Here is a 20655-nt window from a genome sequence, read left to right as displayed (position 1 = left end):
GGTTAACTTAAATGATATTAAGCCTTCTTTTTATTTAAAATAAATACTAGCACAGCGCCTAATATTAAGGAGCTTGCAACTATAAACTCCATTGTTACCTGCTCTGATAAAAACAAGACCCCGGCAATGGCTGCAAGTACCGGCACACAAAGCTGCACAACAGCCGCTTGGGTACTTTTAAGCAGTGGCATAGCTACATACCAAACACTGTAACCAATCCCAGAAGCTATCGCACCCGAGGCACACGCAAGCAAAACCCCTCCAATACTCATATTTTTTAAATAACTCATACCAACAAGTAATAAAACAGGGATAGCCACTAAACTTCTTATAAAGTTAAACCCAGTTGTACGCAGTGGCGATACACACACTTTACCGCGAATACTGTAAATACCCCATGCCACACCACTGAGTGCCATAAGTGATGCACCCAATAACGAAGGTACAGCAGCAGATGGCAGCATTAAATATACAAAGCCGCCTAGCGCCACTATAAACGCGCACCACTGAAGCACACTCAACTGCTCTTTTTGATATATACCCCAGCCAATCATAGTGAGTTGCACGGCTGAAAACAAAATAAGTGCACCGGTTCCTGTATCTAGCTCAAGGTATGCAATCGAAAAACAAAGCGCGTAAATAAGAAGACTAATACTGCTTCGCCAGCTTCCTTTATCACTTAAAATAGCGGGGTTAAATGTACCTTTTCGTTTTAAATTATGGGTATAAATAGCCATTATAATGCCCAAACATGCAGCTCCGCTTAGTAAACGAATAACAGTAAAATTCCAAGCATCTATATAGCCTTCGGCTAAAGCCATTCTGCAAAAAAGAGAGTTTGCGGCAAAAGCGATTAAGGCAATAATTGTATACAATGTAGCTTTCAAAAAAATTCCTTAGCAATCAAAAACGAGTCACAGCATTGTTTAAATTAATAATCTAATTAACCCTCTGAGCTTAAAGTGTAACTATAAAAGCCTACAAACGCTTTACTGAGCGACACATTTAAACAGGATTGATACAACTGTGCAAAGGGAGTGTTGTATTTAATAGACCACCTCATCTGTATAAGCATTTCACTTAACAAGAAAAGTTCACGCTTTGTTCACCAATGTCATTTTATATTTCCTTATTGACAGGCAGTTTTACTCTACGATTTTTTACAATATTTCACACATTCAAATAAAAATAATATGTTAATGTATGCAAGTAAATTAAGAGGAGTGCGCAGTGCGCCTAAGTATAATTTTAAGCTTTTGTTGTATTTTAAGTGGGTGTAGCACAATGGGCTTTAATGACCTATTTAATGACTATGCCACGCAAATGACACCAATAAGAAATGCGATCGAGAAAAATAACATCGAAGAAGCACGATCCCTTATTGCCAATAATAGCACCATGCACAGCAGCTACTTACTCAATCAACTTGAGCAAGCTCGTTTAAACGACTTAGCCAATACGCCACAAGAGGCACAAAGTAAATTTGAGAACGTGTACACGCAAATGCAAAAAAAACGCGAAGCCGCCAAAATACAAGTAAGTGCGGGGCTTGAACAAAGCAATGCGTTATTTACTAACGACTCAGCCATTACTTATGTACCACCGGCTTACGAAATGAGTATGCTTCATAGTTATAAAGCACTTAACTACGTGTATAAAAATGATGTAGAAGGCGCTTTGGTTGAAATTCGCCGTGCTAATAAAGTACAAGTTGATGCACTAAGCGAAAATAAAACAGATGGCGACTCAACCGTTAAAGAAGCGCAGCAGCACTACCCGAGCATGGGCAATGTAACCAGAGATGTAAAAAATGGCTTTCAAAATGCCTATACATTTTATTTATCTGCTTTGCTTTACCAAAGTGCTAAGCAGTATGACGATGCTTATATTGATTATAAAAAAGCACTGGCTATACAACCTAACAATATTTATTTACAGCAGGACGTAATGCGCCTAGCTAAAAAACAAGGGTTTGACCAAGATCTAAGTGAATTTAAAAAACGTTTTAGTGATGCACCCACTATTTCTGCAACACAAGGCGAAGTAATTGTTTTATTTGAACAAGGCTTAGTACCAAAACAAGATGAATTTAAACTGCGCTTACCAATTTATTCATCACGCGGCGATGCGCGCTTTTATAGCCTTGCAATGCCAGTATATAAAGATAATGCCTATGTGCGCCGCCTTAATAATATAAACATAGATGCACAAAGCTTGGAGCTGAGCCCATTAGTACACATTGAAGCACTTGCAGCAAAAACATTAGAAGATCAAATACCTGCAAAAGTAGCTCGTCAAGTGCTTAGGTTAGTAGCTAAAGAAAAAGTCCGTGCAGAGCTTGCACGCAGTGCTGGTGACGTAGGTAATATACTTGCCAATATTTATAATTTGGCTTCTGAGCAAGCTGATACACGAAGCTGGCTTACACTTCCAAATCAAATAAGTGTTGCAAGGCAAAGCCTAAACGCAGGTGAGCATTCTCTGCATATAGGCACACAAGCACCTATAAATTTTACCGTTAGTAAGCAAGGGTTAACGTTAATTTACCTAACCTCTGTTAATAACTACTTTAATTATCACGTAGTTCAACTTTAGGAGCCATCATGAAATACATAGCGCCATTATTAGCAGTCTTAATGCTCAGTGCATGTTCCAGCAAACCGGTTACATCGGGTATTTCTATTGAACAAAATAAAAACCAGTTTAATGAGCAATTACGTGTAGATAACCCAGAGCTTGGTAAAAAGCTGGCAATTACTGATGTGAAAACACGTCAAACCAACCAGTTAACCGATGTAGTAGTGACACTCTCGAGCCAGTATAAAAAATCACAGTATTTGCAGTATCAATTTAATTGGTTTGATAAAGACGGGTTTGTTATTAAAGGCAATCATTCACCTTGGCAAGCACTCACCTTATTTGGTTTTGCAAAAACACAATTACCGGGCTTAGCACCTAGCTCTGATGCGGTTACCTTTTCTTTAGCAGTAAGAGAAGTGTCTACCGAATCACAAGAATTTAAAGATTAAAGGAAACAACTATGATCATCAGTAACAAATTTAAAACAGTATCAACTTACGCTCTAGTTGGCTTGAGCGCTTTAGTGTTAAGTGGCTGTGCTAATAAAGCCGTAGTAAGTTATGGCGACGCACAAGCAGTAGAAACGACAGATATTAATTTTGGTTCTACCGACTTACAAAAAGTAGCGAGCCAAATGACCGACTCATTACTCAGCTCACCTGTTGTTGGCACAATGACCGCCAATAAACGCCCTGTAGTATTTGTTGAGCGTATTAAAAATAAAACCAGCGAGCACATTGATACAGAATCAATCACCGATTCAATCTCAACACAAATGCTACGCAGCGGTAAGTTTCGTTTTGTAGATATGACCCGTGTTGAGTCAGTACGTGAGCAATTAACGTTTCAAAACGAAGATGCCCTTGTTAACCCTGCAACAGCCGTTGCATTTGGTAAACAAATTGGCGCGCAATATATGTTATATGGAAACTTATCAAGTATCGTTAAATCAAATGCCGATAAATCAGACGTATACTATAAATTTACAATGCGTTTAATGGATATGGAAAGCGGCCTAGTTGAATGGGCAGATGAAACTGAAATTCGTAAAACTAAAGAAAAATCAACCTTTGGCTGGTAGCTAATACCAATCTGCTTATATATGGGGTCTATTTAACGTTAAGAAAATTACGCTAGTACTAGGCAAAAATTTTTGTATCTAGTTGTTCTAAATAAAAAATTTTTAACGATGTTATAGCGCAATTTAATTCGTTAAATTGATCAAAGATTTATGCAGGTTGGTATAAAAGGAGCAAGTTATGAAAGCAATTACTGTAATTATGTGCGCTTTACTTACAATAAGCGCGCCTACGTTTGCTAAATACGAGCGCAATAAAGCAGTCCCTGTGCAGCAAGTTTTATTTGGTGACGTAAAATCGGTACGCAATATTACCGAGCAAGAAATCATTCAAGACAAAAACAATGGCTGGAAAACCTTCGGCGGCGCATTACTCGGTGGTGTAGTAGGCAACCAGTTTGGTGGCGGTAGCGGCCGCACAGTAGCAACAATATTGGGCTCGGTAATTGGCGGCAGTGTTGCACATAATAGGCAGCAGCAAAGCCATTATCAGCAAAATCACTTTGTAGAGTTATTAATACAAGTTGAAAATGGCGACCAGTTTATGGTTGTTCAAGATCAGGACCAATCTATGCGTTTTAGCAAAGGCGATAACGTAAGATTAGTGTATTTGAACGACAACACAGTGCGTGTAGATAAAGCGTACTAGGACGTGCTGAACTTTGGTGGTTGAATTTGCAGCAGAATGTTTGGTATTTAGACAAGGCAGAGCCTATGAACTGTGGTTGTTCCCTATAAATAGGCGATAACGCAGCATAAATCCCAACCATGCGCTGCCCGAAGGGTTCTGCCTAGCGGCAATTAACTCTTTGTTGCTCGGTTTTTACTTAGCCCACTAGGTTACAAATCTCGCGTCGCGATTTAATCACCCCTAGATTGAACAAATTTCAATCCACAAAGATCAACACGCCCTGTTAATATATTCATGATTAAAGTAAAAAACGAGCCAAATTTGGCTCGTTTTTTATTATTTTTTTAATAACTATACTTGGCGATAGTCTTTAAAAAAGCGCTTCATTTTTAACATCGCATCGGATAAATCATCTTTGCTTGGTAAAAATACCAATCTAAAATGATCCGGCTCAGGCCAATTAAACGCCCTACCATGCACAAGTAATATTTTTTCTGCTTTTAGCAAATCGTACATCATTTTTTCATCATCTTTGACGTTAAAAAGTGCTGTATCTACTTTGGCAAACGCATAGAGCGCGCCTTTAGGTTTTTTACAACTAATGCCTTCAATATCATTTAATCCGCGCCACGCAATATCACGCTGCTCATACAAGCGCCCACCTGGGTTTATTAGACTATCAATTGATTGCACGCCGCCCAACGCCTGTTGAATTGCATATTGTGCAGGTACATTAGCGCACAAACGCATAGATGAAAGTATTTCTAGGCCTTTGCGTAAATCATCCATTACCGAAGTACGACCGCTTAACACCATCCACCCCATTCTGAGCCCCGCTGCACGGTATGTTTTTGCTAAACCATTAAAAGTAATGATTGGTACATCATCACAAAGTGAGCCGATTGAAGTATGCGTTATACCATCGTATAAAATCTTTTCGTAAATTTCATCGCTCAGTAACAGCAGTTTATGTTCACGCGCTATATCAATTAATTGCATTAACAAATCATCACTGTAAACCGCACCAGTGGGATTATTAGGATTAATTAATACCAGCGCTTTAGTTTTAGATGTTATTTTACTTTTTATATCTGCAATGTCCGGAAACCAATCTTGCTCTTCATCACATAAATAATGCACCGGATTACCACCCGATAACGTGACCGAAGCAGTCCAAAGTGGATAATCTGGAGCAGGAATAAGCACTTCATCGCCATTATTTAATAGCGCTTGGGTGATCATCTGAATAAGTTCGCTTACGCCATTACCAATATAAATGTTATCTACATCTAAATTATGTAATCCACGTTGTTGGTAATGCTGATAAATAGCCACGCGGGCTGAATAGAGGCCTTTAGAGTCACAGTAACCTTGGGCTGAATATAAGTTGCGGATAATATCGCGGTGCATGTCTTCTGGCATATCAAAACCAAAGGCGGCCGGATTACCTATATTCAATTTTAATACTTTTTGACCTTCGTCTTCCATTTTTTTAGCTTGCGCTAAAACCGGCCCACGAATGTCATAACATACACCTTCTAATTTGTGACTCTTTTTAATATCAGACATTTTTACCTCTTTAGGGCGTATTGACTTTATGGATTAAATTTGTTCAACCTAGGGGCGATTTAATCGCGGCGCGAGATTTGTAACCTAGTGGGCTAAGTAAAAATTGAGTAACAAAGAGAAAATAGCCCCTAGGAAGAACCCTCTGGGCAATGCGTGTTTGGATTTTATGTGTTGTTATCGCCTATTTATGTGGAAAAACCACACTGCATAGGCTCTGCCTAACCTAAAAACCAGACACTCGTTGCAAATTCAATCCCGAAAGATCAACACGCCCTAGTGAATCTTTAGACTAACCTAGTAAAGGCGTAAAATGCCAGTGTATTTAAGCGCTTAATACTGAAATAAATTCACGTTTAGCTTATATCTTTAACGAGATGCCAACCATTCATTTAGCTTAGTTTGAGAGCCTGTTACTTGAGCCATTAAACTATCAGATGCGTCGATGGCTTCAGCTAAGTTATCTAGGTTTAAATTTTGTTCAATAACGCGAGAAACCTCAGCAAGGCTTGAAGCACCAAACTGCGCAGCGTTAGATTTTAAGCTATGAGAATGACGAATCGCCGCTTCTCTGTCTTTTCCAATGGTTGCTAACACTTCAGAGCCTAAACGCTCAAACTCCGAGCAGCAAAAATCAAGTGTATCAGCAAACTGCTCACCCAATAACGATTCCATACTCTCTAATGCTGATGTATCAATATTTATTTCTGTCATATTTTAAGCCCTTAAAACAATCCATGTAAATTACAGTTTAATAGTACTACTTTATATTGATGCGTAAAAAAAACCAACTTAATTACCTTATAAATGTATAATTATGAGGATCATACTGGCAACAAAAAGTTTATTAAATGGCACGCACACTTTGTAATCATTGTAACTTTGCACTTAACACCTGTATTTGCAGCGCAACTACAAATATAAATAACAAAGTTACGGTTATTATTCTACAACACCCAAGCGAAGAAAAAATAGCAAAAAATACCGCTAAGCTATTGAATTTATGCTTAACTGATTGCCAAATAATCAAAGGTGAAAATAATGATGACTTTGCCATACTAAAAACACTGCCAATCAGCTCAACTGTTTTGCTCTACCCTAACGAAAATGCTATAAATTTAGACGATAGCGTTGAGCAACCAAGTATAAAAAACATCACTCATTTAATAGTGGTTGATGGCACATGGAAAAAAGCCTATAAAATTTTACAGCTCACCACATTGCTAAATCAATTCAAAACGGTCAGTTTTAAACAGTTACCTAAAAATCGTTATGCTATTCGTAAAACACCCCGAGCCGACAGCCTATCCACACTCGAAGCCGTAGCGCATAGTTTATTTTTAATAGAGCAGTTAAATCCCGCACCACTTTATAATGTGCTTGATGAATTAATACAAAAACAAACCCAACATATGCCCGAGCACGTAAAAGCACGTTACTTAGATTAAATACGGTGCCATGAATTTAAATGCGTAGTTACCCAAACAGACTAAAACGTGGCTTTACTCGCCAAGGCCCCGACTATCGCTTTGACGACCAAGTCGACTTTAGCGACATAAGAGACACCTTTGGTTTTAGATCAATGGTGGTAGGTAAATGGGTAGCCAAAGAAGAGCGCTACATTAGCGCTAATTTAATTTACGATGCGCTGGCGGATCTTGCCCAAATACTGCATTTACCGCCCAAAGCTATTGGCCTGCGCGGGAAGCTTAATTTTGCATTTGGCCATGGTGGTCAAAAAGGCGTGCAAGCGCATTATAATGCGGCCTCTCAAACGCTTGCTCTTGCAAAAAATGCAGGCGGAGGCGCACTAGCCCACGAATGGTTTCATGCATTTGATCATCATATAAGCGAGCACTTATTTGCAGCTAAACCGCGATTTGGTTTTGCATCAAAATTATGGCTTTCAAATACACCAAATTTATCGCACCCACTTAATAATGCTTTAAACAATTTTTATAAATATGTATTTTTAGATGAGGATGGTGTGGATGCTAATAGCTTTGTACAAACATGCATAGAACACGATAAAGCACAAAACATGAATTATATGAGCATGCCTGAGGAGTTAGCAGCACGTTGTTTTGAAGCGTGTATTGACCAGCATTCACATATAAAAAATAGCTTTTTGGTGGGAGGCTTACAAAGTAGTAATTTAATATACCCAAATGTTGAGCATATTAATAAAACAAATGAAGCGCTTAATCAGTATTTTGAACTACTGGGTTACGCGCTTCATAAAGTGTAAATTCAACCGATGAAAGACTAAAGTTTATTAGCATTAGTTATATAGTTTTATTATCTATGGTACTTCAAATAACACTTACTATTCCATATGAAGCAGTAAGCCCAAAATTCAAATTTTTAAATCAGGAAAAGTGAAGTTTACTTGTAAAAATGCACGCCGCACACAACGTAAAATACAGTGATAGTCTTTTATATCATTCAATTAAGTCAGGCTGCAGCATGGGTTGTAATCTTTAATCGCCGCCTTTATACTAAACTGGTATACATTTAGCCATCTAAAAAGACCATGTTCATTATGCCAAATACATTTTACCTATCCAAAAGCTTTTTTATCCAGCTCATATTCATTTTTATAATAGTAACATCCATTATGCTTTCTCATGAAGAAAAAGAAAGTATACAAACAGGGTACACTCTTGAAGATACCACTACCGAAATAGTTGTTAACCACGGATGGCCCCTAACTTATAAAGAAACCCGAATAGGGTGGCCTACTAGTATCTATTACCTCAATTTGTCAATTATATTGTTAACTGCTTTTTTGGTCGGGTCATTGATCCCTTTAACGATTCGCCTCAGCACTCTTCATTGCGAAAAAATAAAAAAAGAGAAAATAAAGTAAATCGTGCCATTGATTAGAGGGCATGTAGGATTAGGGGGCGGCTTTAACTATGACTTTATTTGCTTGGCATACTCCTAGATAAATCAGCAGAGATAAAATCTGAAAGTTACTTATCTTTGCCTTCTACTTTCTACCTATCATCTCGTCGATGACACAACGTTTAGTAAGGTGTCTGTTAACGTAGGCTTTGCGCTTACTGCATTAAATGAGAGTTCATTTTAATGCGACCTAACTATCTAATAGCTACGTTGCTTTCAATCAAAATAATAAGCTAACTATTACTCAATAAATAATTACTCATGTAATATTCCACTACGGCACTATGTCATAGTCAATCACGCACCTTGTTACTGAAAATTTATACACGCTAACAAATTGATCACTAACTTTATGCATTTGGTATTATTCGCTTTTTAGAATAATAAGTTAATAACGAATGAAGTAATAACAAACCTACAAGCTCATACATCGCTACTTCAGCAGTAGAGGAAGCATTATAATCATAGAAAATAGAGGATATACTATAAACATTTTGTGATACGAAGTAACCAAGCACATCAGCAAATAACAGTAATAATACCGAGCAGAGCATGATAAATCGTATGATCAAATGCTGATTTTTTAAAACATTTTCTTCCCATGCTCGCACTACGACATACAGATACGGAACAAATACAAATGGGATATACAAAAAAAGATTTAGGCTCTCGTCGCGATTAGTGAGTATTCCGAAAATCAATAGAATACTAATAATTAGAAATAAAAGACTACAAATGACCGACAGTGTTTTAACAAAGAGTTGTTTCATAAGTGCTTATTATTACCTTGGTTGTTAGATAAAGTAGAAATTAATATGTTAAGTTATCCAACCTATCAACGCAATAGTTAAATAAGAGCACCAACGCCCATTATCGCTACGCAAGATATTGATAATTTTAGAAAATTTATATTTTTTACTGTCTTGTGCTCTTCAATTTCTTTAATTTATAAACTATCAGTAAAGAAGGAAGCCTCTAAAGATAATAGCTAACGGGCTTATATGATTTCATACATCTTTCTCTGAGTTTAAACATTTAACTTTATCCCCTCTCGAATACTCTGGGCCAAACTCTTTAGTTATTATATTCTTCAGCTCCTGTTTAGAAATCACTCCATAATATTAACCCATATGTTTTACTTGTAATTTTACCAATGTTTTAACATGTTCTGCCCAGACTGGCTTTTATCTTTCAATTAGGGATGCCCAAAGGAGCAATTGCTTTTGTACGACTTCATCTTCATCGCAAAAGTCATTTTCTATTGTATATGCGTAGCTGTATTTAAGCGTTTGTTCGGGTTGTTCACTTTTTAGGCGCACAACACATGATATGCTCTGTTAATAAAACAAATGAAGCGCTTAACCAGTATTTTGAACTACTAGGTTATGCGCTTCATAAAATAGACGAGTAATGCCTATATTTGGTGATTATTTATCGTCACTAATGCGACTTGCTACCGCACTGCTTTGATCTTTATATTTAGCGTCTTTACGAATGTTGTATGGGTTTTCACACGGACCCGATAGCATTTCAAAGCTCATAGCACCAATTTTCATCAGTGGGCGAAGCGCCAGTGGTAATTTACCTGAGTTGTAAAACTCTAAAACAATATTACCGCTCCAGCCTGGGTCTATTCGGTGCGCTGTTACATGCACCATTAAACCTAAACGCGCAAGCGATGAGCGTCCATCTAACCAGCCTACTATATCTGCTGGCAGAGTTACTTTTTCATGGGTAATAGCTAGTGCAAGTTCACCTGGGTGTAAAAAGAATGCTTCACCTTCATCAAGCACTATTTCTTCACTCATTATTGATTCCATGGCTTTATTTAACTGATCTTTTGGGCCACTTAAATCGACGTATGCGGCATTATGCGCATTAAAAGTTCTAAATTTATTCCCTAAGCGCAAATCGGCAGTCACGCCTGAAATCATCTCGCTCGTTGGCGCAGGCTCAATAACAATGCGACCGTCGCTTAGGTATTCATTAATATGTGTGTCTGAAAGTCTCATTATTTACTAATCTTCTGTAATCACAATTTCAATCGCATTGTGATGCTGTTGATAATAGAGCGTGCTGGCTATAAGCCTCGCTGCTGCGCTGTATGTTTTGCTTATTGCCGCGTCGTTATCGTTGGCAATAAGTTTCCCTTGCTCAGAATACTCGCGTATATCTATTGCAAGAGGAATATGGCTAAGTACGGGTACACCATGTTTGTGTGCAAGCTTTTGTGCACCATCTTTACCAAATACGTGATTTGCCTCACCGCAGTGGCTGCAAATGTAGTGACTCATGTTTTCTATTAGGCCTAGAACCGGTACGTTTACTTTATTAAACATGGCAATGCCTTTTTGCGCATCGGCTAGCGCTAAGTCTTGCGGTGTCGTTACAATAACAGTGCCGCTCGCGGGAACTTTTTGACTCATTGTAAGCTGAATATCACCGGTACCTGGTGGCATATCCACAATTAAGTAATCAAGCTCGCCCCAATCAGTCTCGTTAAGTAACTGGTTAAGTGCGCCTGACGCCATTGGTCCGCGCCATACAGTGGCATCATCGCTTGGTACTAAAAATCCAATAGATTGCGCTTTAATGCCGTTTGCATCAAAAGGCTGTAATTGTTTGTTATCTTTAGTAACGGGCTCTGCGCCCACCAAACCTAAAAGCATTGGAATAGACGGGCCATAAATATCAGCATCTAAAATACCCACCTTTGCTCCTTCGTTTTTAAGGGCGCCCGCCAAGTTAACAGCGGTAGTCGACTTACCTACTCCGCCTTTGCCTGAGGCAATAAGCACAATATGTTTAATCGCTTTAAACTTAGCTGCTTCTTTAATGATAACCTTGGCGCTAATTGTTACTGGCACATTTAAGCTTTCACTTACGTGTTGCTCAACTAAAGGCATTTCTGATTGTCCAGCAAATGGCAGGGTTAATTTTATCTGTAGTGATTTATCGTCATTTTGAGTAATAGTATCAATGAAGCTTTCGTCAACACCGACGGCAAAAGCCGCACTACGATATGCCGCTAAGGCAGTAATAATCGGTTGTTTTTGCACCGATTTAGAAGAGAATAGTTTCGACAGTCCAAACATAGCAATTAAATAGCGTTTCTTTGATGAAAAGTGCCACGGAATTATGTAACATTCAGGGCATTAACACCAGTCAATTAATAAAAATCCATAAGCTGTGCACACTCTAAGCAGATAGCTTGTAGATAAATTAATGATAATTGCCGTTTGTATAATAAAAACGGCGTTTTATCCTCAATTCGGAATGATTATGACGCAGCGAAAGATCCTGATTACCAGCGCATTACCTTATGCAAATGGCCCTACTCACTTAGGTCATTTATTGGAATATATTCAAACTGATATTTGGTCACGTTTTCAAAAACTACAGGGCCACGAAGCTTATTATGTTTGCGCAGACGATGCCCACGGCACGCCAATTATGCTTAATGCGCAAAAGCAAGGGATCACGCCTGAAGAAATGGTAAAACAAGTGAGCATAGAGCGCCAACGCGACTTTGCTGACTTTAATATCAAATTTGATAACTACCACAGCACGCACAGCCAAGAAAACAAAGAATTTAGCGAACTTATCTATAACCGTCTAAACGATGCCGGTCATATTAAAAAGCACACTATTTCGCAATTATTCGATCCGGAAAAAGGTATTTTCTTACCCGATCGTTTTGTAACAGGTACTTGCCCAACGTGTAAGTCTGAAAACCAAAACGGCGATAGCTGTGATTCGTGCGGTGCTACATACAGCCCAACCGAACTCATTAATCCGCGCTCTGTCATGTCGGGCGCTGAGCCAGTGCTTAAAGATTCTGAGCATTACTTTTTTGACCTGCCAGCATTTGAAGGCATGTTAAAAGAATGGCTACACTCGGGCACTATTCAGCAAGAAATGGCTAACAAGCTAGACGAATGGTTTACCGATGGCTTGCAACAGTGGGATATTAGCCGTGATGCGCCTTACTTTGGTTTTGAAATTCCAAATGCACCAGGTAAATACTTCTACGTTTGGCTAGATGCACCTATTGGTTACATGGCAAGCTTTAAAAACCTATGTGACAAAAAAGGCATCAACTTTGATGAGTTTTGGGCTGAAGGTTCAAACGCTGAGCTTTATCACTTTATTGGTAAAGACATCATTTATTTCCACAGCTTATTTTGGCCAGCAATGTTAGAAGGCGCTAATTTTAGAAAGCCAACTAACGTATTCGCTCATGGTTTTGTCACTGTAAATGGCGAAAAAATGTCTAAATCGAAGGGCACGTTTATTAAAGCGCGTACTTATTTAGATAACTTAAACCCAGAGTACTTACGTTACTACTACGCAGCAAAATTAAGCAGCGGTATTGTTGACCTTGATTTAAACCTAGAAGACTTTGCACAGCGCGTAAATTCAGACCTAGTAGGTAAAGTAGTCAACATAGCGAGCCGTTGTGCTGGCTTTATTACTAAAAAGTTTGATGGCAAGCTAAGCAGCACTATTATGCAACCAGAGCTGTTAGCAGAATTTCAAGCGGCTGCACCTAGCATTACAACACACTACGAGAACCGCGATTACAGCCGCGCAATTCGCGAAATAATGGCACTTGCCGACAAGGCAAACCAATTTATTGATGGCGCAGCACCTTGGGTATTAATTAAAGACGAAACTAAGCAACAAGAAGCACACGAAGTGTGTTCTCTTGGTCTTAACTTGTTCCGCGTTTTAATTACTTACTTAAAACCTGTGCTACCAGAAATGGCCGACAACGTACAAGCGTTTTTAAATGACGACCTTTCATGGAACAGCGTTCAAAATGCGCTAGTAAGCCACCCTATCAATAAATTTAAACCGTTAATGCAACGTGTTGAAATGGATAAAGTAAATAAAATGGTTGAAGAATCTAAAGAAAGCTTAGCGCCAAAAATAACTATTGACCCTAACAGCCCACTTGCAAAAGAGCCTATTAGCGACGAAATAGAATTTGATGACTTTGCAAAAGTAGATTTACGCGTAGCTAAAATTGCTAAAGCAGAGCACGTAGAAGGCGCAGATAAACTACTTAAGCTAACACTTGATTTAGGCGGCGAAACTCGCCAAGTGTTTGCAGGTATTAAATCAGCATACGCTCCAGAGGATCTTGAAGGTAAGTTAACCGTTATGGTCGCTAACCTTAAGCCTCGTAAAATGCGCTTTGGTATGTCTGCGGGCATGGTATTAGCAGCAGGTCCTGGCGGAAAAGAAATTTATATTCTTAACCCAGATGATGGCTCAGAGCCTGGTATGCGTGTGATGTAATATTACTCATACAATAAAAACCGCTGATACATCAGCGGTTTTTTTATGGGCAAAAGCAATGTTTAGTCGTATATTCAATACGAGTGCCTCTGTATTAAATAAAGTGAATTGTAATTATGACCCAAATTTTAGATACCAACAGAACAAAAGTAAGTAGCCAAATAAAGCAACACAAGTTAGTCGCCATACTGCGCTTAAAACAACAAACCGATGTAGCACCATTAATTGATTGTTTAGTTAATGCGGGCATAAACTCATTAGAGATCACTTCAAACACACCTGGCTTTGAGCAAGAAATAGCAAAAGCGCGTGCAGCGCATAAAAACGCACTTATTGGTGCAGGTACAATAATAAATACCACCCTTGCCCAGCAAGCTATTGATGCTGGCGCGCAGTTTATCGTAACGCCAAATACCAACAAATTGGTTGTCGAACTCGCCCACCAGCACGGGTTACCCGTACTAATGGGCGCGCTAACACCTACCGATGTAGCAAATGCAATTGAATATAACGCTGATATTATTAAAGTATTTCCTGCTGGCAGTATGGGCGTTGGTTACTTTAAAGCATTAACAGGCCCATTTTCAGAGGCACAACTAATGCCTGTTGGCGGTGTTAATTTAGATAACTTATCACAATGGTTTGAAGCAGGCGCTTGTGGTGCTGCAGTAAGTGGCGATTTTTGTAAGATATTAAATACCGAACAAGAACGTAGTGACCTTACCAAGCTTGTAAAAAACTATATAAGTAAACTGCCTAAATAGGCAGTTATACTTTAACTATAAAATTAATCATCTTTTTTAATTGAGCTTTTTCAATACGCGGTCTTTTCTTGGTAGGTAATAGTTATCGTAATCAAGAGACACTATAACGCGTTCTGCTTTTCCTAATAACTCATTACGCGGAATTAAACCTATGACACGCGAGTCAGCGCTATTGTCGCGGTTATCACCCATTGCTAAATAATAATCATCAGGAATTGTAATTGCATCAAACCCCGATAAACGTGAAGGAATATTTGCCACTCTTATCGAATGCTCTAATCCGTTTAAATCTTCGATTTTATCAAGCGAGTCTATGTTGCTTTGCTTATCTGCATAATTAAGTTTTTTACCATTAATAATGAGCTCATTATTTTCAAGCGCAACGGTGTCTCCTGGCACACCAATTACACGTTTAATTAAACGATTATCGGCAGCTTGTGAGTCAAAAACAATAATATCACCGGTTTGTGGGTCCGCTAGTTTTAGTAATTTTATGTGCGTAAATGGGACGCGAATATCGTAGGCCATTTTATCGGTAAGTATTCTGTCACCTTCTTGAATTGTTGGCTTCATTGAGCCTGTTGGCACTTCGTACCAATCGGCAACAGCGCTTCTAAATACGCCCATCAGTGCAATAAATACGATAAGAGAGCGGTTATTTTTCCAAAACTTATAAACTAATTTCATGCCTATTCCCTTCAATTGAACAAGTCTTTAATTGAGTAACTGTTTATATGACTTTGCTAATTAGATGCAGTTCAATCAATGATGTAACAAAACATGTTTACTCAAAATATAAATGATCGATTAAATTTAGAGCGTCGTAACATTTAACGAAACCAACGGGTATTAACTTAAAGGAAAATAAAATGTTTAAGAAAATTACTACTGCATTATTGTTTACAACTGCAAGCCTTGGATTTACTTCAGCGGCTTATGCTGATCATCACGGTATGAAAAAAGACGTTGTTGAAGTAGCCGTTGAAAATGGTTCGTTTACTACCCTTGTTGCTGCTGTAAAAGCCGCAGGCTTAGTTGAAACGCTACAAGGTAAGGGACCATTTACTATTTTTGCACCAACAGATGCTGCATTTTCTAAATTACCTGAAGGCACTGTAGAAATGCTACTCAAGCCTGAAAACAAAGACAAGCTAACGGCGGTATTAACTTATCACGTAGTGTCTGGAAAAGTGATGGCAGCCGATGTAATGAAGGTAGATAGCGCTAAAACACTACAAGGCCAATCAGTTATGGTTAAAGCCGACAGTATGGGCGTAATGATAAATGACGCTAAAGTTGTAAAAGCTGATGTAAAAGCAAGCAACGGCGTAATTCATGTTATCGACACAGTACTACTTCCAAAAGAGTAGTCATAAAAGAATAAGCCAAATAAAAAAGCATAAGTAAGTACTTATGCTTTTTTATTTATTTTTTTCATCACATAACAAATTATTGATTTAGTTTTTCTTTCGCTTCTTTTACTTTTTCAAAATCTAAACCAAGTTCGTCAGTCGCTTCTTTAATAAGGTGCGGTTGAGTCATTACTACTGCCATTAGTTGCTGTAGTTTTTCTGGCGGAATACCAAGCTCTTGAACAAGCGCCATTGCCATCATTGGGTTTTGAGTAAACGCTTCAAACAATGCTTTTACTTTTTCGTCGCTTACATTGTGCTCTTTAAGTATTGCTAGTATTGGATTCATTATTAAACCTTAAGTGTTTTTTATAGGGCTTAGTATATGGGCTAAACCCTAAAATTAAAGAGTTACTCTACAAGTAAAACAACTTTACCAGCATTTTCATTACGCTCTAAAATAGCATGAGCTTCGTTTGCGTCGCTCCAATTCAATGTTTTATACAGGTTAAAGTCGTACTTTTTAGTGGCAATATCATTGTAAAAACGCGCTACAAAGTCGTCGCGCACCTGGCGTTTAAAATCAATGCTGCGGTTTCTAAGTGTTGATGCATGAAACGAAATACGTTTGCGTAAAAGCGCCGCAAAATCAACTTCTGCAAAACGTCCATCTAAAAATGCAAGCATCACAATTTGGCAATCCATCGCTGCAATAGCGGCATTTTTATTTAAATAACTCCCCGACACCGGATCTACAATTGCATTTGCTGTTAAGTCATTTGCTTTCATATATTCTACAAAGTCGGTGGTTTTGTAGTTAATTGCATGATCGGCACCGAGTTCTTTTGCGTGTTGGCATTTTTCGTCAGTACCTGCGGTAATAACAACGGTAGCACCTGCGCTTTTAGCCATTTGAATTGCTGCACCGCCCACACCACTAGCACCTGCATGAATAAGCGCTGTTTGCCCTTTTTGCAATTTACCAAGCTCAAATAACGCGCCAAATGCTGTTAGGTACACTTCGCTTATTGCAGCGCCTTCAGCCATTGTTACATCATCGGGTAATTCCATAAGCTGCTTTGCATCAACGGCTACATATTCACTGTAAGCGCCGCCTGAGCACAACGTAAAAATACGTTTGTTTAGCCAAGTGTTATCTACATCTTTGCCGAGTTCGGTGATTGTACCCGCACATTCTAAACCTAAAATAGGGCTATCTCCCGCAGGGGCCGGGTACTTACCTTGGCGCTGCATGCTGTCTGCACGGTTTACACCTATTGCTGCAACTTTAACAAGTACTTCATGGCTCTTTAAAACCGGTTTTTCGGTTTCACTAAATGCAAGATTACCATCTTCATGAGAAATATATTTCATTGTTGCTCCAAGTTTAAAAACTGTAATAACATATAGATGGGGATGAACACAGATTCAAACAACCTCAAAAGCGCCAACTTTGTTTGTAAGGATAAACATCGGGTAGATAACCATTATGTACTTGTTGCTGACAACCTTGCCAAAACGTCGCTAAAAACAAGTTACTGTGCTTATTATTAAAATAATTAAACGCAATCTCGTTGGCGCTAAAAAACACCTTAAATTGGCTCGGAAATATATCGTTTTCAGCTATATCAAAATACGAGTTTCTACTTAGCTCTTCAAGTGCATTTTGGGTTTGTGGCACCTCTCTAAAGTTGCAATCGGTTAGTGGGCAAATTTCGTCAAAGTCGTAAAACACAACTCGCCCCCATCGCGTTACGCCAAAGTTTTTCATTAGCATGTCGCCCGGAAATATATTAGCACCCGCTAATTCTTTAATTGCTTTACCGTAGTCATGCATCACTCGTTCTAAGGTTTTGTTATCGCATTGGATAATATATAAATTAAGCGGGGTCATTTTACGCTCAACATAAACGTGCTTTAAAATAAGTGCCTTGCCAGATATAACCATACTGCTGCCAATTTGGCTTTTCATCTGCTCAAGCAGTTCATCGCTAAAACGGCTTAAATCAAACGCTAAATATCTAAATTCGTGTGTGTCGACCAAACGACCAACCCTATCGGCTTGTTTTACAAAGTTATACTTTTCTTTCACCTGTGCTTTGGTGGCTGTTTTTGGCGCACTAAATTTGTCTTTTATTACTTTATAAACGTAATCTAGCCCTTCAATAGTAAATACCAGCATTACCATACCTGGCGTCCCTGGTGCTGTAACATACTTGAAGTTGGCTGGGCTATTTTTAGTCGTATCAACCTTGTGCCGATAAAACTCAGTTTTGGCGTGCTTTATAAAACCAATGGCGTTAAATAATTCAAAGCGTTGTTTGTGTGGCATTAACACACTTAAGTAATCTACATAACGAGCGGGTTTATCGGTATCAACCATAAAATAGGTGCGTGCAAAACCAAATAATAAACTTAATTGATCGGCGCCCATCATTACAGCATCAATCTTTAGTCCCTCATCAGTATTTAAAATAGCGATAGCAAAAGGCATGTTGTCGCCATTTTTAGCAATGCAGCGCCCAATTAAATAACAGGCTTTGTTTCTAAAAAATAATGAGTTGGCGTATTCAATATACCCGTCATTTAAATTTATAAGTTCGTACACCTGTTTGGATTGCTGCTTAGCGCCTTGCATTAACGTACTTTGTAAAGTGGCTACATCGCGTTCTAACTGGCTAAACGGCACTCTAAATACTTGATTAGTGATAAGCGTTTTAACGGCATTATTAAACCCATTATGTAACGACACCCTACTCACTAAGCTTTCATAAGAGCGCGGCTCACTACGATACTTTGCTTTTAATACAAACAAATGCACAGTACGAATTTTTTTATCGTCCCAAATTGCGCCAAACGTTGAGTTAAAAAAGGTATGCGCAATAGGTTTATTTTCGTGATTTTGTACCATATCGCCATAAATATTTTTAGCTAACTGCCACGTTTGCGGGCAAGTAAGTTCAGCGTAAGCAATTACTCTCACGGCTTCACTCACGTTTTTTACTTCGCGTTCGTAAACCTGTAAACGTTCACGCATAGCACTTTGCACACTGTGGTATTGGCGTTGTTCAAAACGGCTTTGTGCACCCAGTGTAATATTTAAAAATTGCGAAAACATCGCCTCAAATCCTGCAAAAACAGATCGTGCAAGCTTCCTGGCTACAACATGTTGTAGCGCATTATTCGATTGATTTGTTAACCTATTTTGCATAAATACAGCACTTATATTGATGCCAGTTATGGCGGTTATTTTTTATTAATGGTTTACACCTTAGCAAGCAGGCTTTAATTTAGGTAATTAATAAAGCATATAAATAAAATTGATCCTATGAATATACGTAATGTCGATCTCAACCTTCTCGTTTATTTAAATGTGTTAATAGATGAGAAAAGTGTTTCAAAGGCTGCCAATAAACTCGCGCTTACACAACCTGCTATGAGTAACGCATTAAAACGTTTACGCGATTTATTTGACGACCCGCTACTTGTGCGTGCCGCAGGCTCTATGACACCAACAGCAAAGGCACTTGCATTAAAGCCTGAAGTGGAGGCGCTCTTAAAAATGGCCGAAGCAATTACGCAGCCTAGTGATCAATTTAACCCTGCAACCGCAGAAGTTACGTTTAGAATAATGGCAAACGACTACATAGAGTCGACCTTAATAGCCCCTTTTATAACCGCGCAGCTTAGTAAAAGTCCTGGTATTAATTTTGACGTATTAAGCCCAAGCGACGTTAACCTGCAAGACATGGAAAAAGGCACTATTGATTTAGCAATAAACCGCTTTAATGGCCTACCACGCTCGTTTCATCAAGCCAGTGTTTGGCGCGATAATTACTGCTGTTTAACCCATCCTAAAAATACATTTTTACAACAATCAGGATTAGAAGACTACTTACAAAAAGAACACATTTGGGTAAACCGTGCCGGCTGGGGGCCAGAGGCAGCGGTTACTAATAAATCGGGAAAGCAAAAATTAGGCTGGGTAGACGAAGCGCTTTGGCAGCTAGAACAAACTCGTAAAATACGTGTTTTTACTCGCCACTACATGGTTGCAAGCCTGCTTTGCCAATCAGAACAACTTATTGCCACACTACCGCGCAGGCAGGCTAAGTTATTAGCTTCTCATACTGATTTAGTGATCAGCCCTGTGCCATTCCAAATAGTCCCTATTGAGGTGAAAATGATATGGAGCCCGCTACTGCACCACGCGCCAGCGCACCAGTGGTTAAGGCGTGAGTTATTAGCATTCGCTAAAACAATTGCAGATAGGTAATTAAGAGTAAGCATTTAATTAGTGCTCAAGAGCCTAACGCGAAAGCCAGTGCTATGTACTGAATCATCAGGTTTTGAGCTGGTAGCTTGGTCAGCATTTTAAATACATTGAGTTAGAAATTACCTAGTGAAAACTAGAATTCCAACTCAAATACAATGTTCGCTAAAGAATTGAATCAAAATAGGTACTGGGTTATT

The 20655-nt window shown here is 38.7% G+C and carries 19 protein-coding genes; 10 read left to right on the top strand and 9 right to left on the bottom strand.

Going from position 1 to position 20655, the window contains the following annotated elements:
- Positions 1 to 17: 17 nt before the first annotated feature.
- Positions 18 to 887, bottom strand: coding sequence for a DMT family transporter (locus WNY79_RS07455; protein WP_342875528.1), 870 nt, complete (start codon positions 885 to 887; stop codon positions 18 to 20).
- 343 nt (positions 888 to 1230) lie between these two features.
- On the opposite strand from WNY79_RS07455, the gene WNY79_RS07450 reads away from it, so the two are divergent.
- From WNY79_RS07450 to WNY79_RS07435, 4 genes are all read left to right on the top strand, one after another.
- Positions 1231 to 2595 (top strand): adenine DNA methylase, encoded by a 1365-nt coding sequence (locus tag WNY79_RS07450; protein WP_342875527.1) that lies wholly within the window; start codon positions 1231 to 1233, stop codon positions 2593 to 2595.
- A gap of 8 nt (positions 2596 to 2603) precedes the next feature.
- Positions 2604 to 3029: a YcfL family protein gene (locus WNY79_RS07445; protein ID WP_342875526.1), complete on the top strand. Its 426-nt coding sequence runs from the start codon at positions 2604 to 2606 to the stop codon at positions 3027 to 3029.
- An 11-nt stretch (positions 3030 to 3040) separates the two neighbouring features.
- Positions 3041 to 3661 carry a penicillin-binding protein activator LpoB gene (gene lpoB / locus WNY79_RS07440; RefSeq protein ID WP_002959677.1) on the top strand — a complete coding sequence of 207 codons (621 nt, stop codon included), beginning with the start codon at positions 3041 to 3043 and terminating at the stop codon, positions 3659 to 3661.
- Positions 3662 to 3839: 178 nt separating this feature from the next.
- Positions 3840 to 4307 (top strand): glycine zipper 2TM domain-containing protein, encoded by a 468-nt coding sequence (locus WNY79_RS07435; RefSeq protein WP_008134100.1) that lies wholly within the window; start codon positions 3840 to 3842, stop codon positions 4305 to 4307.
- A 333-nt stretch (positions 4308 to 4640) separates the two neighbouring features.
- Here WNY79_RS07435 and WNY79_RS07430 read toward each other — a convergent pair whose 3' ends face one another.
- Positions 4641 to 5858, bottom strand: a complete 1218-nt coding sequence (locus WNY79_RS07430; protein WP_024590435.1) for a pyridoxal phosphate-dependent aminotransferase — start codon at positions 5856 to 5858, stop codon at positions 4641 to 4643.
- A 366-nt stretch (positions 5859 to 6224) separates the two neighbouring features.
- The gene (locus WNY79_RS07425) at positions 6225 to 6569 is read right to left on the bottom strand and encodes an Hpt domain-containing protein (protein ID WP_197185038.1); all 345 of its coding nucleotides are present in this window, start codon (positions 6567 to 6569) and stop codon (positions 6225 to 6227) included.
- Positions 6570 to 6706: 137 nt separating this feature from the next.
- Between WNY79_RS07425 and WNY79_RS07420 the strand changes: the two genes are divergently transcribed.
- Together WNY79_RS07420 and WNY79_RS07415 are read left to right on the top strand one after the other, a co-directional pair.
- The gene (locus WNY79_RS07420; protein ID WP_294115963.1) at positions 6707 to 7303 is read left to right on the top strand and encodes a tRNA-uridine aminocarboxypropyltransferase; all 597 of its coding nucleotides are present in this window, start codon (positions 6707 to 6709) and stop codon (positions 7301 to 7303) included.
- A gap of 20 nt (positions 7304 to 7323) precedes the next feature.
- Positions 7324 to 8103: a CLCA_X family protein gene (locus WNY79_RS07415; RefSeq protein WP_342875525.1), complete on the top strand. Its 780-nt coding sequence runs from the start codon at positions 7324 to 7326 to the stop codon at positions 8101 to 8103.
- A 2086-nt stretch (positions 8104 to 10189) separates the two neighbouring features.
- Here the strand turns inward: WNY79_RS07415 and dcd are convergent.
- Together dcd and apbC are read right to left on the bottom strand one after the other, a co-directional pair.
- A complete protein-coding gene (gene dcd / locus WNY79_RS07410) occupies positions 10190 to 10774 on the bottom strand; it encodes a dCTP deaminase (RefSeq protein ID WP_076923901.1) in 585 nt (194 codons plus the stop codon).
- A 6-nt stretch (positions 10775 to 10780) separates the two neighbouring features.
- On the bottom strand, positions 10781 to 11857 hold the full coding sequence (gene apbC, locus WNY79_RS07405) for an iron-sulfur cluster carrier protein ApbC (protein WP_342875524.1): 1077 nt from the start codon (positions 11855 to 11857) through the stop codon (positions 10781 to 10783).
- A 187-nt stretch (positions 11858 to 12044) separates the two neighbouring features.
- Between apbC and metG the strand changes: the two genes are divergently transcribed.
- Both metG and WNY79_RS07395 read left to right on the top strand, forming a co-directional pair.
- Positions 12045 to 14066 (top strand): methionine--tRNA ligase, encoded by a 2022-nt coding sequence (metG, locus tag WNY79_RS07400; protein ID WP_342875523.1) that lies wholly within the window; start codon positions 12045 to 12047, stop codon positions 14064 to 14066.
- Between the two features lie 116 nt (positions 14067 to 14182).
- Positions 14183 to 14830, top strand: a complete 648-nt coding sequence (locus tag WNY79_RS07395; RefSeq protein WP_294115969.1) for a bifunctional 4-hydroxy-2-oxoglutarate aldolase/2-dehydro-3-deoxy-phosphogluconate aldolase — start codon at positions 14183 to 14185, stop codon at positions 14828 to 14830.
- A gap of 36 nt (positions 14831 to 14866) precedes the next feature.
- Here the strand turns inward: WNY79_RS07395 and lepB are convergent, their stop codons facing one another.
- Complete coding sequence (lepB, locus tag WNY79_RS07390) at positions 14867 to 15517, bottom strand: signal peptidase I (protein ID WP_342875522.1); 651 nt, start codon at positions 15515 to 15517, stop codon at positions 14867 to 14869.
- 182 nt (positions 15518 to 15699) lie between these two features.
- Between lepB and WNY79_RS07385 the strand changes: the two genes are divergently transcribed.
- Positions 15700 to 16200, top strand: a complete 501-nt coding sequence (locus WNY79_RS07385) for a fasciclin domain-containing protein (RefSeq protein ID WP_182736521.1) — start codon at positions 15700 to 15702, stop codon at positions 16198 to 16200.
- A gap of 79 nt (positions 16201 to 16279) precedes the next feature.
- Here WNY79_RS07385 and WNY79_RS07380 read toward each other — a convergent pair whose 3' ends face one another.
- The 3 genes from WNY79_RS07380 to aceK all read right to left on the bottom strand — a co-directional run bounded on the left by WNY79_RS07380 (position 16280) and on the right by aceK (position 19393).
- Entirely contained in the window at positions 16280 to 16531 is a 252-nt protein-coding gene (locus WNY79_RS07380; RefSeq protein WP_007582532.1) for a DUF2999 family protein, read from the bottom strand.
- 62 nt (positions 16532 to 16593) lie between these two features.
- Positions 16594 to 17556, bottom strand: a complete 963-nt coding sequence (locus tag WNY79_RS07375; RefSeq protein ID WP_342875521.1) for a zinc-binding dehydrogenase — start codon at positions 17554 to 17556, stop codon at positions 16594 to 16596.
- A 64-nt stretch (positions 17557 to 17620) separates the two neighbouring features.
- Entirely contained in the window at positions 17621 to 19393 is a 1773-nt protein-coding gene (gene aceK, locus WNY79_RS07370) for a bifunctional isocitrate dehydrogenase kinase/phosphatase (protein WP_342875520.1), read from the bottom strand.
- Positions 19394 to 19510: 117 nt separating this feature from the next.
- Here aceK and WNY79_RS07365 point away from each other — a divergent pair, with 117 nt between their 5' ends.
- Positions 19511 to 20458: a LysR family transcriptional regulator gene (locus WNY79_RS07365; RefSeq protein WP_342875519.1), complete on the top strand. Its 948-nt coding sequence runs from the start codon at positions 19511 to 19513 to the stop codon at positions 20456 to 20458.
- Positions 20459 to 20655: the final 197 nt, after the last annotated feature.

The sequence above is a fragment of the Pseudoalteromonas sp. AS84 genome, from assembly GCF_038900255.1.
Classification (GTDB): domain Bacteria; phylum Pseudomonadota; class Gammaproteobacteria; order Enterobacterales; family Alteromonadaceae; genus Pseudoalteromonas.
This window is presented reverse-complemented; position numbering and strand designations above follow the sequence as displayed.

What these genes read in the sequence shown, in the direction of transcription:
- WNY79_RS07445 (WP_342875526.1), top strand. Translation starts at nt 2,604, where the DNA reads ATGAAATACATAGCGCCATTATTAGCAGTCTTAATGCTCAGTGCATGT.
- lpoB (WP_002959677.1), top strand. Translation starts at nt 3,041, where the DNA reads ATGATCATCAGTAACAAATTTAAAACAGTATCAACTTACGCTCTAGTT.
- WNY79_RS07435 (WP_008134100.1), top strand. Translation starts at nt 3,840, where the DNA reads ATGAAAGCAATTACTGTAATTATGTGCGCTTTACTTACAATAAGCGCG.
- WNY79_RS07430 (WP_024590435.1), bottom strand. Translation starts at nt 5,858, where the DNA reads ATGTCTGATATTAAAAAGAGTCACAAATTAGAAGGTGTATGTTATGAC.
- WNY79_RS07425 (WP_197185038.1), bottom strand. Translation starts at nt 6,569, where the DNA reads ATGACAGAAATAAATATTGATACATCAGCATTAGAGAGTATGGAATCG.
- WNY79_RS07420 (WP_294115963.1), top strand. Translation starts at nt 6,707, where the DNA reads ATGGCACGCACACTTTGTAATCATTGTAACTTTGCACTTAACACCTGT.
- WNY79_RS07415 (WP_342875525.1), top strand. Translation starts at nt 7,324, where the DNA reads ATGCGTAGTTACCCAAACAGACTAAAACGTGGCTTTACTCGCCAAGGC.
- dcd (WP_076923901.1), bottom strand. Translation starts at nt 10,774, where the DNA reads ATGAGACTTTCAGACACACATATTAATGAATACCTAAGCGACGGTCGC.
- apbC (WP_342875524.1), bottom strand. Translation starts at nt 11,857, where the DNA reads ATGTTTGGACTGTCGAAACTATTCTCTTCTAAATCGGTGCAAAAACAA.
- metG (WP_342875523.1), top strand. Translation starts at nt 12,045, where the DNA reads ATGACGCAGCGAAAGATCCTGATTACCAGCGCATTACCTTATGCAAAT.
- WNY79_RS07395 (WP_294115969.1), top strand. Translation starts at nt 14,183, where the DNA reads ATGACCCAAATTTTAGATACCAACAGAACAAAAGTAAGTAGCCAAATA.
- lepB (WP_342875522.1), bottom strand. Translation starts at nt 15,517, where the DNA reads ATGAAATTAGTTTATAAGTTTTGGAAAAATAACCGCTCTCTTATCGTA.
- WNY79_RS07385 (WP_182736521.1), top strand. Translation starts at nt 15,700, where the DNA reads ATGTTTAAGAAAATTACTACTGCATTATTGTTTACAACTGCAAGCCTT.
- WNY79_RS07380 (WP_007582532.1), bottom strand. Translation starts at nt 16,531, where the DNA reads ATGAATCCAATACTAGCAATACTTAAAGAGCACAATGTAAGCGACGAA.
- WNY79_RS07375 (WP_342875521.1), bottom strand. Translation starts at nt 17,556, where the DNA reads ATGAAATATATTTCTCATGAAGATGGTAATCTTGCATTTAGTGAAACC.
- aceK (WP_342875520.1), bottom strand. Translation starts at nt 19,393, where the DNA reads ATGCAAAATAGGTTAACAAATCAATCGAATAATGCGCTACAACATGTT.
- WNY79_RS07365 (WP_342875519.1), top strand. Translation starts at nt 19,511, where the DNA reads ATGAATATACGTAATGTCGATCTCAACCTTCTCGTTTATTTAAATGTG.